The following is a 15,162-nucleotide window of genomic DNA, read 5'->3' on the forward strand; positions in this document are numbered from 1 at the left end:
TCACACCCCACGATCTTCCAATGAGTATTGCCGACGATTCCATTCAGGGCACGCCAGAAACGACCGACGAATACGATGACATGGTTGCCGTCCTTGACGAGATTATTGAACTGGGGCTTTCCAAGCTCACAGGCGACGGGCGAATCAAGGATACAAAGAAGGCCAAAGCCCGCGCAGAATACATGAAACGGACGGAACAGGCCATTCGAGCCAAACGGCAGGTGGTCAAAGACAAGCACCTTGAAGAGATGGGCCGGACCCTCGAAGCCCTCCAAGAGAGCGGCGAACTTGACCTATGAATCAACCCACTGAGCGGGAGGTTCGCAACAAATTCGAGCAGGTGATTGAACAGACCGGGAGCGGTGTCAGTGACGACGTAACCGTTCTGTGGGGGACTGCGGACCCCTCAACCCGCCCGGAGGGTGTGACGTGGGTGCCGGAGTCGAATACCCTCACATACGACCTGTGGGGCGCACAGCGACAGACACTCACCACGCTGGATAGCGACACCGATATTACCGCGTTTCTCGCCGGCTACGGGTCTGGCAAAACGATCTTCGGGGCACGGTGGCTCATCAAGAACGCCCTGGATCATGACGGTTCTCGATTCCTTGGCATGGGGATTGATTTCACCAAGGCCAGGGATACCACATTCCGGGTGTTGTTTGAACAGCTCCCCGGCGAACGTACGGGCATAGTCACAAGCTCCTACAACGGGCCGGAACAGTCCCCCGTGGTTGAAGACTATAATCGCCAGAACCACCGGCTCACCTTCGTCAATGATACCGTTGTGAAACTCGGGAGTGCCGACAAGTGGAACAGATACGCGGGTGATGAGTACGGCGGTGTGTGGCTTGATGAACCCTCTCACTACGGCGAAGATTTGCACGATCTCCTTGAGATGATTGGCTCCCGGCTTCGAGGAGTCGACGGCCCCAAGGCGCAACTGTGGACGCTCACGGGCAACGGACACAACGCCGCCTTTGACATTCTTGAACGGAAAGAGGACTCAGACGGCGAAGCCCTTGGGTTGAACATTGAGCTTGTGCGGGCCAGTACGCTTGAGAACCCGTATCTGGATACCGGGGAAAAGGAACGCTTTGAGCGGCAGTATGGGAACACAAGCCGAGAATCACAGGCTCTCTATGGTGGGTTTAGTCAGTCCACAGGCGCACTCCTCTCCCGTGACCAACTGAGTTTCGTTCATCTTGACGATCTTGAGGACGAAAACCTACGCTATCACCTGGGGGTTGACCTGTCCTATGTCTCAAGCAAACAGCACGCCGAAGCCACAGATTCCGACTATACGGCGGTGGCTTTGGTTGGAGTCGACTCACAGAACAAACAAGCCTACCTCATCGACATAGCCAGAGAACGCGGTATGTCCATGAGAAAAGGCATTCAGTGGCTCTCTGATTTAGCTTCTCAAGTCCCGAATCCCACGGTGAAAGTCGAGAAGGTGGGCGCACAGAACTTTTGGATTCAAGAGGCACAAGAAGCCGTCCCTGGGAATATCGTCCCCGTGAGTCCCGGCACCGAAAGTAAAGACAGCCGAATCACGGACATGAGCATAGCCTTCGAGCGGGGGGATGTGGTCTTGGTCAACAGAGATATTGACGAGAATCTTGGGTATGACGCTCGCCTTAGACCCTTCGTGCGTGAGTGGTGTGAGTTTGGATCATCCGACAACAGCCCCGACCTGCTGGATGCTGCATACTACGCACTCACGAAGCTCAACCTTCGACAGAGTGGTACCCAGGTTCTCGGGGCCGATATGTACGGTCGCAAAGAAGGCAGTGATAGCGGCTCACTCATCGAAAAGCGATAGGCCCACACTCGGGGATTGCAGGCATTATCGGTGAGTCTATCACCACACTGCCGGCGGTGGGATGATCGGACCCTCTCGCCGTCCGGCGTGTTTCCTGCCCGATAGAAGATTTGTGATAGAAGAATCTAGCGTTTCTCTCACAACGTGGAGAGGTTTTTCTACATTATGACCACAGCCAACCGACGGGATACCGTTGTCTTGACAGCAGAAATCTATAATGGTCTTTGGATGTGTCCCACAAAATGCTTGACACTTCCGGGTTTTTACCACTCTCACAGTCTAAGCCGGGCATATCATTCAGTTTATGGGACAACCTGCTCCTATTAATCGCGTCCGTACGTGTGCGTGTGCGCTCGCAATAGGTGAAACCGATGTGTCCCATTGGATAAGTTACATTGACCGGAGAGAGCCTGTGGTTGCTGAAAACGGCGATGTATCAGGAATCTTGTGGGACACTTTGAGAGCGGTAGCACGAACAAGCCGTTGCAGGTTACCCCTCGACTGTGAGCGGTCAATCGTCGGTGATCTGAATATCGGCGTGGCCGCTCTCTACCAGGGCCTTCAATTCAATCGGTCGAAGGTCTTTGCCCTGTTTGTGTCGCTCCTTGGCGTTCTCAATATCAACCTCTTTCGTGGTTTCAATGTCGACCGTTGCCTCTATCTTGTGAGTGCGTGGCGAGACATTGAGAAATTCCCGTTCGGCGTTCTCAAGAGCTTGTTTGATTGATTCGGTGATGTTTGACCGGCTGAAATCGCTCCCCTCTTTGAGTGTCTGCTCACGGGAAGCCAAGTAGTAGAATTGCAGAATAGAATCCATCTCTCGGGAGAACCCAACCCATCCCCACAGTCCAAAGTCTGTGTTCTCGTCCGTAGGGAGTGAAAGCGGTGTCCCATCTGGCATTTCGGTCTTTTCCTGTGCCGTATCGGTATCGTGTGGTGTTTCCAAATCCAGCAGGAGCGACCGATCTTTCTGACTCAGGTGCCGGGCAACAACTCCCAAGTCATGGATTGCGCCTTTGGTACGGTGCCGAATCTTGGACCGCATTTGATACTCTGCGTTATCGCTGGGCGGGTCGTGGTTTCCTTGAAGATATTTCCGTTGGGTGTCGGTCAAGAATCGGCCTTTCGCTTGTTCGTCGGTTTGGCTCATCTTACTACACGTCCAATAATGGGCTTACCACTAATAAGTATATGGGCGTATAGGTTCGTATGGCAACGAACCAAACCGATTCAACCACAATCCGGGTGACTCGCCCGGTCAAGAACCGGCTTGAACAGCTCAAGCCGTACGACAGTATGAGTTATGACGAGTTTCTGGCGGAAATGGCCGACACCTACGAGGGGAACGTCTAACGATGGCAGGAACGGTGTGCCGGTGTTGGGACCACCGGCGGGGCGAAATCAAGGACTACAACCTTGAGGTGTGGTTGCATGGCTAAGTTGGCGCTCGGGGCAAATTACTCTTGCCCCAAGTGTGACCGGCCAACGCTCGAAGAAACGGCCAACGAGCTTGTGGCCTACAAGTGTGCTGTCTGTGGCGAACGGCTAACGGAGGCTCCCTAAATGGCAACAGTAGATTCTACGCTCTCTGAGAAGATTGGCGCACGACGTGAGGAGCTTGAGGACTTGTCTGAATCAGACCTGCCCTGTGCGGAAATCGCGCAGGCACTTCTAGAATTGGAGAGCGAAGCATGACCAAGGACCGGGAGACAGTCGCCGACCGACTGAGAGATGTGGGCCTGTTGGAGAACCGTCTAATCCCTGTGAAGGACGGCGGGAAAGCGTCCCTGGTCCGGCACAATGAATCGGCAAACAGGAAGAGCGATTTCGACACACTGTCTGGAAACTACGGGGTCTATGCGGGAGCTACGCCGGACGGTGAGCGGTGGCTCATCGACGTGGATATTGACGATTACAACGCTGCCGACACGAACGCACTCGAAGCGGCTACGGACCTACCCGAGACACTGACGGTCAAAAGCCCGCATACAGACGGCGATCCCGGCGGGCACCGTTATTACTTCATTGACGGGAAAGCCGTAGCCGAGACTATCGAAGCGGCCACGGGTGCGAAGAATCCCGGCATGAGTTGGGGCGAGATTCGCGTTCATAACCAGTACGTCGTTGGGCCGGGGTCGCAACTCGACGGCTGTGATAAGGAGTGGTGTGAGGACTGCCAAAAGCCGGACGGTGGAACCTACGAGATAGCAACAGACGCCCCGATAGCCGAGATTACGGTAGCCGATTTGATTGAGGTTATCAACGCCGACGAGAGCGACGAGAACGCGCCACAGAACACGGGGGATGTGGATACGTCCCGAGAGACACCAGCCAAGGAGGGGGACGACACACAGGCGCGTGCGGTCGCACGCCACTACTCAAACATCAGTGACTATCTGATGCATGGGAGTGACGACCGTAGCGAATCGGATTTCCATGTCTGTTGCCGGATGATCGAACACGGTGTTGATGAGCGGGAAGCCTACCGATTGCTAGCGACCAATGCCAATACGAAGGTTGACGCTCCCGATGCTTCAGACGATTATTGGCAACGGACGTGGGAGAAAGCGAAACGCAATGTTGGGACTGACGCCAATACGAAAGCCGTCCCCACCACTGACGGCGGCACAGTAACGGCGGCTCAAGAAACGACAGACGCCCCGCAACGAAACGAGGACAGTCACACATGGGACGCGGTGTATCGGGAGTATGATGGCGCGTCCGAAGCCGAAGAGCGGAAGCCGGCCCGATACAAGGCCACTGAGTTGCTGTCTGAGGCACACCATTGGGCAAACCTCGAAGAAAACGACGTGTTGTATGCGTATGACTCTGAGCGAGGGGTCTACAATCCAACTGGTGAGAAACGAGTCCGTGAGCTGTTGGTTGATAACCTGAAAGAGCAATACGCCAAGAACGAGAAAAACGAGATTCTGGATCAACTTCGGGGCCGGCACACCGTCAGTCAAGACGAGATGGGTGGGCCGGCGAAGCACATCCCGGTTCGGAACGGTGTGCTCAAAGTCGAGTCCGACAGTATCGAATTGGCGGACCATGACCCGAGGTATCGGTTCCTGGGGTCTGTGGCAACAGAGTTTGATCCAAACGCCGACTGCCCACGCTTCCGGTCATTCCTGAAAGAGTCCGTCCAGAGTGGGGCCGGTCGCAAAAAGCTCCAAGAGTACGCTGGTTACACGCTACTGCATTGGGGACTGCCGTATCACAAGGCCCTGTTTTTGGTCGGGCCGACCGCTTCGGGGAAATCGACGTTTCTGGATACCATCCGGGCGGTGCTTGACACGGACACTGTGGTTTCATTGACGCCACAGGAACTAACGAGTGAGCGATTCGCAGGGGCCGAGTTGTTCCAGTCGTGGGCGAATTTCCGCAACGACATTCCGAGTAGCCTGATCGAAGACACAGGCTCATTCAAGGAAATCACTGCCGGCGATAGCATCAAAGCCGAACGGAAATTCAAAGACCCGTTCCGGTTTGAGCCGACTGCCAAGCACCTGTTTAGTGCGAATCAACTGCCGGACGCTGAAACTGAGGACGAAGCGTTTTATCGGCGTGTGCTGTTGGTGCCGTTTCCGTCGTCTGTCCCCAAGGAGGACCGCGATCCCCATCTTGATGAGAAATTGCAGTCTGAGCTATCCGGCGTTCTCAACTGGATGTTAGAGGGGTTGCAGCGGTTAATGCAACAGGGGCAGTTTACGGCTGATAGAACCCCCGGAGAGACACAACGGACATGGGAGAAGTGGGGTAACACGGTCGACCGCTTCCGTGAAACCTGCCTTGAGAAAACAGAGGGTGATGAGTTGGCTAAACAGACGGCATTCCGCGCATATCTGACGTTCTGTGAGGAGGAGAACCTGCCGGCAGAGACACAGCACAAAATGACTCGCCGGCTCAAGAGTGAGGGCATAGCCGATGGGCGGGCATACATCGACGGGAAGCGCCAGCGTGTCTTTGTCGGTGTGACTCTCAATGAGCGAGGAGAGAGCTATCTAACCAGTGACGAAGATAGCGATTCGGACGGTCGCAACTCTGGTATTGGCGACTACGGGGGTGACGAATAGTGACCCTGCCGATGATCCGAGGTTGGCATCTCGGTGAGGCAACTGCCCGGTGCGTTCGTGAAAGCACTTCGCGGATTTCGCGTCAGTCCATGACCGGGGAAACCACCACACCCCGGACGCACCGCCCCACCTTCAGAACGCACGGATGAACGAGAAACTATCACGCATAACAGACAGATTCAGTAATATGAGCGACTTCATGAACCGCGGTAATTCGACCGATGAACCGGGACCGTTTGAGAGCACGCCGTTTGAGGAGTACGACCAAATCCGAACGTGGAACGAGAAAAATAAGCTAATCCAGCACGCCGAGAATGCCCTTCGGCACTTGAAACAGGTGAAATCGGCCACTGACGACGAACTACGGAATGCCGCTATCGCGGGCAACGATCATCAGATGCTCAAAGAAGGACTGTGGGCGAAAGTTGCCCCACTGATTTCAAGTGCCGAAGCGGTCGACTGGAACGGCTCGTATCGGCTTGAAGCGGACGCCCCTGAGCACAACAGCGACGAGTGGCAGACAGCCGCGAGTGAGCTAGAGATTCCTGATACGCGAAGTCACCACTTGGTCCCTAAAGCGGTGAGTGCATCATACAAACACCTGGAACAAATCAGGGAGCGGAATGGCTACCCACGGCCCGCCCATGAGTTTGAGCTAATCCAAAACTGCGGGGTGCATATGACTGACCGGGGCTACCGGAAGGTGTGGGATTACCTGCGGGAATTGCCCGGTGTTGATGCACCAAGCGAAGCCCCCGCTTGGGAGTACGTCGACACGAGCGAAGCGACGAGCGAGGAACCGGCAGAGGGTGAGGCACATGGCTAATCCAGATAGGTCCGGCTACGGACGGGCAAACCCTGGTATTCGGATTGCAACAGTCACGCGAAGCCTGTCCCGGCAACTGTCGAGTGTGACGATTCCAAAATGCGAGGAGTGCGATACCCGTCTAGTGCAGATAACCGATCTGCCGCTTGATAGGGACTTGGAGCACGGGAAGCAACTCGAAGCCTGCCCGGAGTGCTACGCCAGTAGTGAGGGTGTGGACAAAGAGCAGGTAGCCGAGGATATTGAGGAGAGTTGGCGGCATTACAGCGACGATTTCGAGGGTGGTGGGCCGGCCTTCTGGCTGATTTGAACGAGTGCTTTTGTATCATAAATGGGAAAAATCAAACAATGACTGAGCAAACGAAAATCCGATACCAGCACCCGGAACAGGGCGAGATTTTTCTCAAGCTCAACCCTGACGAACGGGAGTGTCTGGATAGTGCTCTACACTCGCTTGACGTGGAGATGGGTCTATTCATCAATATGGCGTTCAAGTGGGGACGGGCCAACCATCCAGAGGTAAACAGAGAAGTCACAGACCGTCACAAACGGAAGATACGCCGGGCACCCGACCGTACTGAGAAAATCAAGCAAGAAGCCAATGAGGTACTCCTCAAGCGCCGTGTGATGGACTTTGCCGAGTTTGTCACGACAGAGAATCCCGATTCGGAATGGTTAGCGGGAAACGGCGAACTGGAGATGTGGGGTGATCTGGCGTGAGTAATACTGTCGAGGAGTTGGTAATTCGTGCCAAGCCGGACGGGGTTGAGGAGTCGGCAGATAAATTTGAGAATCTTCAGGGTGAGATTGGCGAAACCACCGATGAGATGGAAGATACCACCGGCCAACTCGGGGATTTAGCATCAGAATGGCAGGGCGCTCTTGGTGCGATTGTCGCCGGCCTAACGCTCGGCGTGTCGGCACTCGCTACGCAGGTCCCCGTGGTTGGCGAACTAATGGGTGGACTAGGTGCGATTGTTGACGCCCTCGCGTTCCAAATTGACCAAGCCCTTCGCCCCTCTCTCACAGGGCTGAATCAAACACTCTTCAAGGTGGCAAATGCGATCTTCCAAGTCGACGGCGCGGCAGGCGATCTAATCGGTGCGATTAGTGGGCTTGGAACGGCACTCGGTGCTTCGCTCACTGTGTACGGGGCGTATATTGCGAAAACCCAGGGGTTGAGCGCACTTCTCGGCAAACTCTCGGGCCTGTTGTCAACCGTCGCAGGCGGTGTTACATCGCTCGCTACAACACTCGGGGGTCTTGTGTCGGGCAGTCTCGCGGCAGCGGGCGCACTTGGTGCGTTCATCGGGACGCTCGGTGTGGCCGCGTTAGAAGTGACGGGGGTGCTCGACCGTGTGGAACAGTTTGGCCGGACGATACGGGACAGGCTACCCCAGTGGGCAACGGATGGAATGTTGGCCTTCTCAAGCGCATTTACGGCACCGTTGGCAACAGTCGGGGCGGCAATTCGTGGCTTTGTGCAGGGAACGTTAGAAGGTGGTCTGTCGGAAGGTATCGACCGGGCGCTCACACTCAGTGGCAGTGTGATTAACACGTTCATCGGAGCATGGGAACGGACGCTTGAACGGGTTGAGCGGATTATTGAAAATCTTGTTGACCAGGCTGTAGAGTGGGGTGAAAACATCATAGACGGAATCATCCAGGGCTTTGAAAACTCAGTGAACGATCTCAAACAAGCGGTCGACAACAAGATTGCACAGCCCATCCGTGATAGGCTTCCCTCTAGTCCCGCGAAAACTGGCCCACTATCCGACCTTGACCAAACCGGGCCGGGACTAGTGAATACTGTCGCACAGGGCATTAACGCGAATACCGGCACGGTTGGCGGAGCGGCTGATAACATGGCTGGTAGCATGACCCCCAACATGAGCACGGGCAACGCGCTTGATAACCCGAGAGTCTACCTTGACGGCCGTGACGTGACTAACGAGACTGGCCGCTACCGACGAGACACCGTATCGCGCAGGGGGCGAAACGGATGAGCACGAGGGTAATGTCGGACGGCGGTGGGCCGGACGATCTACTGGTTACACTCTCGGTCTTTGGAATCGTTGTTGGGCTTTCCCTGTGGGTGGGTCTGTTCATCCTGCTTGGTGTCTCTGAGCTTCCGGCGGCAGGGGTTGATGCACTCATTATCGGTGCGTGGGTTCTCCTGCCGGCGTCTGTCGCTACCCACGGTGTGGTAGAGCCACAGTGTTCCAAGCGCCGAGTTGTGCTGTATTCGTTACTGAGTGCTGTCCCGCTCCTGGGTGTGATTCCGGCGAGTGTGTACCTTGGACTGATGAAACAATGAGCAAAGCACAGGCACTTTCGGGCATGGTTGATGAACGGGCAGCAGAGAACGGCGATCCCGTCTTTTCACTCGAAGAGCTAGAGGAGATGCACTATCAGGAAATCAGGCGCATTGCCGCGAATGCGAATACAGACGCTATTGGGGGGAAGAGCACGAAGCTCGAAATCTTCGCCTATTTCGCTAAAGAGACGCAACCAGGGAACGAGGGGAAATCACACAAGGTGGTTAACCTCTACGGCGATCAAATCTCTGCCTACACCAACGCAAAGCACGCCGTGAAACAAGAGATGGGCGAGGACGTGACTGAGGGGGAAGTAGTTCGACGGCTTTCGGAAGCGTTTGCTGGTTGGGACAGCGACGAAAAGGGTTGCTGAGTGAACCGGATTTTCTGGCGTGGCGATTCCCTCTGAGCTACTGATTTTGCTCTCGTTCTATGTTTGGTCGCGTCCCATTTGGTAAAACTCCTCGTTGGGCCGCATATCCGCGAGGTGTGCGAGCCGGTTCGAGAGGTTGTAGAAGGCGGTTACGGCGCCGATATCCCACACCGCCTTCCGGCTGAAACCGTGGTCGATGAGGCCCTCGATGTCGTCCTCGTCGACGGCGGTCTGGTTCTCCGTGAGCTTGACCGCGAAATCGAGCATCGCCCGGTGTTTCTCGTTGATGTCGGCGGTGCGGTGGTTGGCGGCCAGCTGGTCGGCGAGCTTCGGGGCCTCGGCGAAGATGCGACAGAGCGCGCCGTGGGCGACGATGCAGTACAGGCAGTCGTTGACGCCGCTGACCGCCACGATGATCATCTCGATCTCGGCGCGTTCGAGTTCGGAGTCCTCGACCAGCGCGTCGTGGTAGTCGAGGAACGCCCGGGCCTGTTCGGGCCGGTAGCCGACCGCCTTGAAGACGTTCGGTGTGAAGCCGGCGCGTTCGGTCTCCTCCTCGATTCGCGCTTGCAGGTCCTCGGGGAGGTCTTCGACGTCCGGGACTGGGAAACGGGTCATCGCGGGTTCTTGATCCGCCATGGTCCACAGTCCCGGCCCGGGGGGGCTTGAATTTTGGCCTGGTCAGCGCCAAAGGTCGCCGTCGCGCCACCGGTAGTAGCCGTACAGCAGGAGGTAGCCGATCAGTCCGACGGTGAAGACGACGACCGGGATGATGAAGGGCCCGACTGTTCCCAGTACGTTCTCCACTGCCGTCCCGATCATGCACCGGGCAACGGCCCCGAGGACCGATAACCCTCCGGTTCCGGTTCGGGGGAGCGGCCGGCGCGGTCCCACTCCGCCCGTGTCGCATCGGCCCGTACATTCAGGTGAGAGAGCGACGAACTCCCGACCGTGTACCGGACCGGCCACCTCGGTATCGCGATGCTCGTCTACGCGCCGCTCGGGACGCTCCTGCTGACGAGCGGTCGTGCCGAACTGGCCCTGCTCGGCGGGGCCGGGATGTACTGGCTCGCGTCGTTCCCGGACTGTGACCACCGCCTCCCGCTCGTGAGCCACCGTGGCGCCACCCACACCGTCGGGTTCGCACTCCTGGTCGGTGGTGCCCTGGGCCTCGTCGGATGGACCCTCGGGAGCCGGATAGACCCGCTCGCCGCTCCCTCGCTCGCGCTCTTCGGGGTCGCCATTGGCGGTCTCTCAGTCCTCGCACACCTCCTGGGTGACGTGCTCACTCCGATGGGGATTACACCGTTCTGGCCGGTCTGGAACCGGACGTTCTCGCTGTCGCTGACTCGTGCCGACAACACCGCGGCGAACTACGCGTTCCTGGTACTCGGGGTGGCCGCCACCGCCGGCTCGCTCCTGCTCGTCGCCGGCCGTCTTCCCGTCTGAGACTGCCCGAACCGTCGGTTCACACGAGGGAAAGAAAACTCCAATCACGCTGTCACACTGGAGTCAGACTTATTATCGTGCCCGGTGAGGGTGGTTGATGTTACCATGGAAATATTCGATGGCGAACCACTCCGGCACATGGGGGACCTGCCGGCGATGGCGGCTCACCGGTACGGGTCGAAGACGGCGTTCGAGGCGTTCGGACAGGAACGGACCTACGCGGAGGTCGACGACCGCGCGAACAAGGTGGCGAACGTCCTCGCCGACGAGGGAGTCGAGCCGGGCGACAGGGTCGGGCTGTTCATCCCGAACACGCTCCAGTTCCCGGAGGCGTACTTCGGGTCGATCCGTGCGGGTGCGGTCCCGGTCCCGCTGAACCTCCGGATGGACCCCAACACGCTGGTCTACGTGGTCCAGAACGCCGAGGCGGATCACGTTATCGGGTCGCCGCTGCTGGCCGACGAGGTCCAGAACCTCGCGAACGCCGCGGAGGTGGGGACGCTCCTGCTCCCCGGCGTCAGCGACGATGGCGTCGTCAACTACTCCCACGCGGTGAGCGAAGCCAGCTCGGAGTTCGACCGGCCGGAACGGGCTTACGACGACGTGGCCTGCCAGCCCTACACCTCGGGGACGACCGGCGACCCCAAGGGTGTCCTGCTGACGCACGAGAACCTGCTGTCGACCATCGAGACCTACGACAACGGCGGGCTCTCCATCGACCCCGAGGACGGCATCCTGCTCGTGTTGCCGCTGTTTCACATCTACGCCCTCAACGCCATCATGGGGACGTACATGTACTCCGGCGGGACGATGCACATGCAGCCCGAACCGGAGGCCGTGCCGATGCTAAACGCCATCGAGGAGAACGACATCACGCAGTTCGCCGGCGTGCCGGCGATGTACACCATGATGTGGCGGGAGTACCGCGAGACACCCGAGGAGTACGACCTCTCCTCGCTGGACGAGGTCACCTGTGCCGCCGCGCCGCTGGCCGACGACGTGCGCCGCACCATCGAACAGGCCTGGGACGTCCCGATGGGCGAAGGCTGGGGCATGACCGAGACCGGTCCCGCCGGGACGCTCGAACCGCTCCGCGGGGTCCGCAAGGAGGCGGGCTGTATCGGCCCCGTCCTCGGCAACATCGACATCAAGCTCGCCGATCCCGCGACCCGGGAGACGAAAGTGTCGACCGACCAGCTCACCCCGCGCCCGGACGAGGACATCGACTTCGACGACCCGGATGCCGTCACCGGCGAGATCGCGATCCGCGGGCCAAACGTGTTCGAGGGGTACTACAAGCTCCCCGACAAAAGCGAGGAGGTCTTCGACGACGAGGGCTTCTTCTACACCGAGGACATCGCGCGCGTCGACGAGGACGGCTACTTCTGGATGGTCGACCGCGCCGACGACATGATCATCGCCGGCGGGGAGAACATCTACCCCGCCGAAGTGGAGGACGCCCTCTACGAACACTCCGACGTGGCCGAGGCCGCCGTCGTCGGCGCACCCCACGAAATCAAGGGGGAGGCCCCGGTCGCGTTCGTCGTGCTGGAAGCGGAAGCCGACATCTCGGAGCGGGAACTGCGGAAGTTCACGCTCGACCACGTCGCCACCTACGCCCACCCGCGACGGATCTTCTTCGTCGACGAACTGCCCCGGAGCGCGACCCAGAAGGTCCAGCGCTACAAACTCGGCGAGGAGGCGGAGGAGCGCCTCGACGGGCCGCTCACCTCCTCCGGCGAGGAACTCTAGCGCAGTCGCTCAGGGGGCGAAAAAACCGAGAAGTTTCCCGCTCGAACCCGACCGTCAGATCAGGTCCTGGTCTTCGAGGTCGTCCATGATGTCGTCGACGAAGTCCTCGGGGGCGTCGTAGGGGAACTCCCCGCCCGAGAGCTTCGTGTTGAGTTCCATTGCTGTCATGGAGAAGTCGCCGGACTCGAACTTGGTGGACGGCCCGTTCGGCAGTGCCGGAACGAGGTCCATCGGGCTCGAGATCGGGTAGTCAGCTCCACCGAACGCGTCGATCATCTGCTGGCGCAGGTCATCCTTGTCGACCATAATACAGCCCAATCTTTTGTCCACCGGTATTAAAAATCATTCGAGTTTGCCAACGATACCAGTTGTTTACAGTTTCTTCCGGGGCTTCGTGGCGCTCTCGCCGGCTCACCCTTCGAGCGGGGCGAAAACTCCCGTATCGGGCTGGACCGAACCCGATAGCGATGGAAAGGAGAGGCCCTCACTGGCCGAAAAGTGGTAGCTGGACCCGTGGATCGACCATCGATTGGAAATCGCCGTTCGACGTACTGCAGGTTCGTCGGTCGATATCGCTCTACCCCCCGTGGGTGATTCACGTGTGTGGGAAACCCATACGTATTAGCCCCTGCAACGGATTACTACTCTGGTATGGGACGGAGTAGAAACTTCAAACGAGCGGATAGTTCTCCCTGTGGCACCGGGAACGGAACAGGGGTGTCGTGACGTGGAAATAACGGTCGATTCGGAAGCGGACGAGGAGACGGCACGCGTGATCGCGACGGCGTTGTCGGAGCACCTCGGACAGCCGGTCGAGATCGTCGACGAGAGCGGCGGGCGCATCTCCGCCGACGACGCAGACTGGTCGGAGGGCGGTGCTGTCGTCACCGAGCGCGAGGAGCGACTCCGTGAGGAGGTCCGTGAGATCATGGCGGGCGGTCCCGAGCGGGGCCACGAGAAGATCGAGGACCTCGGGAAACTGTTCGTCCGCGACCGGCTCGATATGCTGTTCGACGACATCGCTTACGAGGACGGCACCTTCGCCCGCTACGACGATGACGACGATCTGGCCGCCGACGGACTGCTTACCGGCGTCGGCACCATCGACGGGCGACAGGTCTTTTTCACCGCCAACGACTACACAGTCAAGGCCGGTTCCCTCGGTCAGATGGGCGTCGAGAAGGAGATTCGCCTGGCCGAGCGCGCCGTCGAGGCCGGCGCACCCATCGTCCGGCTCATCGACTCGACGGGGGCGCGCCTGAACGCAGAGGAGCGCGACGAGGGTGACACCCACATGGACCGCTATCGCGGCGGGAAGATGTTTTACAATCAGTGTATCCACTCCGGGCAGGTTCCACAGATCGGCGTGCTCTACGGCCCCGACATCGCCGGCTCGGCCTACACGCCGGTCTTCTGTGACTTCCTCATCATGGTCGACGACATCTCCGGGATGGCTATCGCCTCCCCGCGCATCGTCGAGGCGATGACCGGCGAGGCAATCGACATGGAGGGACTGGGCGGCCCGGACGTTCACGCCAGACACAGCGGCAGCGCCGACCTCGTCGTCCCCGACGAGGAGGCCGCCGTCGAGGCCGTCGAGCAACTGCTCTCCTACCTCCCTCAGAAGTACGACGCTCCCAACCCTCGGCGGGAGGCCCGGCCTCCGGTCAAGAACCCGAACGGGCTCGACGGAGTCATCCCGGACGCACCGAACGAGGCATACGACGTCCACGAGGTCATCGACCGCGTCGTCGACCGCGAATCCTTCTTCGAGATCAAACCCGAGTTCGCCCGGGAGATCGTCACCGGCTTCGCCCGCATCGCCGGCCGTCCGGTCGGGGTCGTCGCCAACCAGCCCGCACACGTCTCCGGGGCCATCTTCCCCGACTCAGCGGAGAAGGCCGCCGAGTTCGTCTGGATATGCGACGCCTACGAGATCCCCCTCGTCTACCTCTGTGACACGCCCGGGTTCATGGTCGGCTCGAAAGTCGAGAAGGAGGGCATCCTCCAGCGGGGCCGGAAGTTCATCTACGCCACATCCAACGCCCAGGTGCCGAAGTTCTGCGTCATCACCCGGAAGGCCTACGGCGCCGGCATCTACGCGATGTGTGGCCCCTCCTTCGGCCCCGACGCGACGCTGGCACTCCCCAGCGCCGAGATCTCCGTGATGGGTCCAGACGCCGCCGTCCACGCGCTCTTCGGCGGCCAACTGGAGGACATGGAAGGTGAGACCCGTGAGCAGTTCGTCGAGAGCGCGAAACAGGAGTTCCAGAAGTACATCGACATCCGCAAACAGGCCGCGAATATGCAGGTCGACGAACTCCTGCCCGCCGGCGACCTCCGGGAGCAATTGACCTCACGACTCCGTGCCTTCGAGAACAAACGCCGCCACGAACGGGACCGCCACCACGGGACCGTCCTGTTCTGAGACCACTTCCTGTCATACAGAGTGATATAAGGGATGTAATGATCGATAGTACGGAAAACGGCAATCTTGAAGTGGTGCCGTGGTAAATTTCTCTCCGTATTTATGGGGAACG

Annotated in this window: 16 protein-coding genes; 12 read left to right on the forward strand and 4 right to left on the reverse strand. The window is 58.9% G+C overall.

The genetic code is table 11. The features are described from left to right. Positions 1-20 precede the first annotated feature (20 nt). Both MUG96_RS09840 and MUG96_RS09845 read left to right on the forward strand, forming a co-directional pair. Positions 21-299, forward strand: a complete 279-nt coding sequence (locus MUG96_RS09840) for a DUF8136 domain-containing protein (protein ID WP_246982085.1) — start codon at positions 21-23, stop codon at positions 297-299. After that, entirely contained in the window at positions 296-1,828 is a 1,533-nt protein-coding gene (locus tag MUG96_RS09845) for a terminase large subunit domain-containing protein (RefSeq protein ID WP_246982087.1), read from the forward strand. The genes MUG96_RS09840 and MUG96_RS09845 overlap by 4 nt, the downstream gene beginning before the upstream one ends. A 511-nt stretch (positions 1,829-2,339) precedes the next feature. On the opposite strand, the gene MUG96_RS09850 is transcribed toward MUG96_RS09845, so the two are convergent. Then, the gene (locus tag MUG96_RS09850; protein WP_246982088.1) at positions 2,340-2,978 is read right to left on the reverse strand and encodes a DUF8102 family protein; all 639 of its coding nucleotides are present in this window, start codon (positions 2,976-2,978) and stop codon (positions 2,340-2,342) included. 59 nt (positions 2,979-3,037) lie between these two features. Between MUG96_RS09850 and MUG96_RS09855 the strand changes: the two genes are divergently transcribed. The 7 genes from MUG96_RS09855 (at position 3,038) to MUG96_RS09885 (ending at position 9,421) form a co-directional block, all read left to right on the forward strand. After that, positions 3,038-3,181: a DUF7557 family protein gene (locus MUG96_RS09855; protein ID WP_246982090.1), complete on the forward strand. Its 144-nt coding sequence runs from the start codon at positions 3,038-3,040 to the stop codon at positions 3,179-3,181. Between the two features lie 338 nt (positions 3,182-3,519). Beyond that, positions 3,520-5,904: a phage/plasmid primase, P4 family gene (locus tag MUG96_RS09860; protein ID WP_246982101.1), complete on the forward strand. Its 2,385-nt coding sequence runs from the start codon at positions 3,520-3,522 to the stop codon at positions 5,902-5,904. Between the two features lie 187 nt (positions 5,905-6,091). Beyond that, complete coding sequence (locus MUG96_RS09865) at positions 6,092-6,730, forward strand: hypothetical protein (RefSeq protein WP_246982103.1); 639 nt, start codon at positions 6,092-6,094, stop codon at positions 6,728-6,730. 85 nt (positions 6,731-6,815) lie between these two features. Beyond that, positions 6,816-7,040, forward strand: coding sequence for a hypothetical protein (locus tag MUG96_RS09870; protein ID WP_246982105.1), 225 nt, complete (start codon positions 6,816-6,818; stop codon positions 7,038-7,040). 38 nt (positions 7,041-7,078) lie between these two features. Next, complete coding sequence (locus MUG96_RS09875) at positions 7,079-7,450, forward strand: hypothetical protein (RefSeq protein ID WP_246982108.1); 372 nt, start codon at positions 7,079-7,081, stop codon at positions 7,448-7,450. Further along, positions 7,447-8,736, forward strand: coding sequence for a phage tail family protein (locus MUG96_RS09880; RefSeq protein ID WP_246982110.1), 1,290 nt, complete (start codon positions 7,447-7,449; stop codon positions 8,734-8,736). The genes MUG96_RS09875 and MUG96_RS09880 overlap by 4 nt, the downstream gene beginning before the upstream one ends. Positions 8,737-9,043: 307 nt before the next feature. Next, positions 9,044-9,421, forward strand: a complete 378-nt coding sequence (locus MUG96_RS09885) for a hypothetical protein (protein WP_246982112.1) — start codon at positions 9,044-9,046, stop codon at positions 9,419-9,421. Positions 9,422-9,478: 57 nt separating this feature from the next. Here MUG96_RS09885 and MUG96_RS09890 read toward each other — a convergent pair whose 3' ends face one another. Together MUG96_RS09890 and MUG96_RS09895 are read right to left on the reverse strand one after the other, a co-directional pair. Then, entirely contained in the window at positions 9,479-10,060 is a 582-nt protein-coding gene (locus MUG96_RS09890) for a peroxidase-related enzyme (protein WP_246982114.1), read from the reverse strand. A 42-nt stretch (positions 10,061-10,102) separates the two neighbouring features. Further along, a complete protein-coding gene (locus MUG96_RS09895) occupies positions 10,103-10,243 on the reverse strand; it encodes a hypothetical protein (protein ID WP_246982116.1) in 141 nt (46 codons plus the stop codon). Positions 10,244-10,372: 129 nt separating this feature from the next. Between MUG96_RS09895 and MUG96_RS09900 the strand changes: the two genes are divergently transcribed. After that, a complete protein-coding gene (locus MUG96_RS09900; RefSeq protein ID WP_246982118.1) occupies positions 10,373-10,870 on the forward strand; it encodes a metal-dependent hydrolase in 498 nt (165 codons plus the stop codon). Between the two features lie 105 nt (positions 10,871-10,975). Further along, positions 10,976-12,622, forward strand: coding sequence for a class I adenylate-forming enzyme family protein (locus MUG96_RS09905; protein ID WP_246982121.1), 1,647 nt, complete (start codon positions 10,976-10,978; stop codon positions 12,620-12,622). A 54-nt stretch (positions 12,623-12,676) separates the two neighbouring features. Here the strand turns inward: MUG96_RS09905 and MUG96_RS09910 are convergent, their stop codons facing one another. Then, entirely contained in the window at positions 12,677-12,928 is a 252-nt protein-coding gene (locus tag MUG96_RS09910) for an MTH865 family protein (protein ID WP_246982129.1), read from the reverse strand. Between the two features lie 421 nt (positions 12,929-13,349). Here MUG96_RS09910 and MUG96_RS09915 point away from each other — a divergent pair, with 421 nt between their 5' ends. Further along, positions 13,350-15,050 carry an acyl-CoA carboxylase subunit beta gene (locus tag MUG96_RS09915; protein ID WP_246988664.1) on the forward strand — a complete coding sequence of 567 codons (1,701 nt, stop codon included), beginning with the start codon at positions 13,350-13,352 and terminating at the stop codon, positions 15,048-15,050. The last annotated feature ends 112 nt before the right edge of the window (positions 15,051-15,162 follow it).

This window comes from Halorientalis marina (genome assembly GCF_023028345.1).
GTDB lineage: Archaea > Halobacteriota > Halobacteria > Halobacteriales > Haloarculaceae > Halorientalis > Halorientalis marina.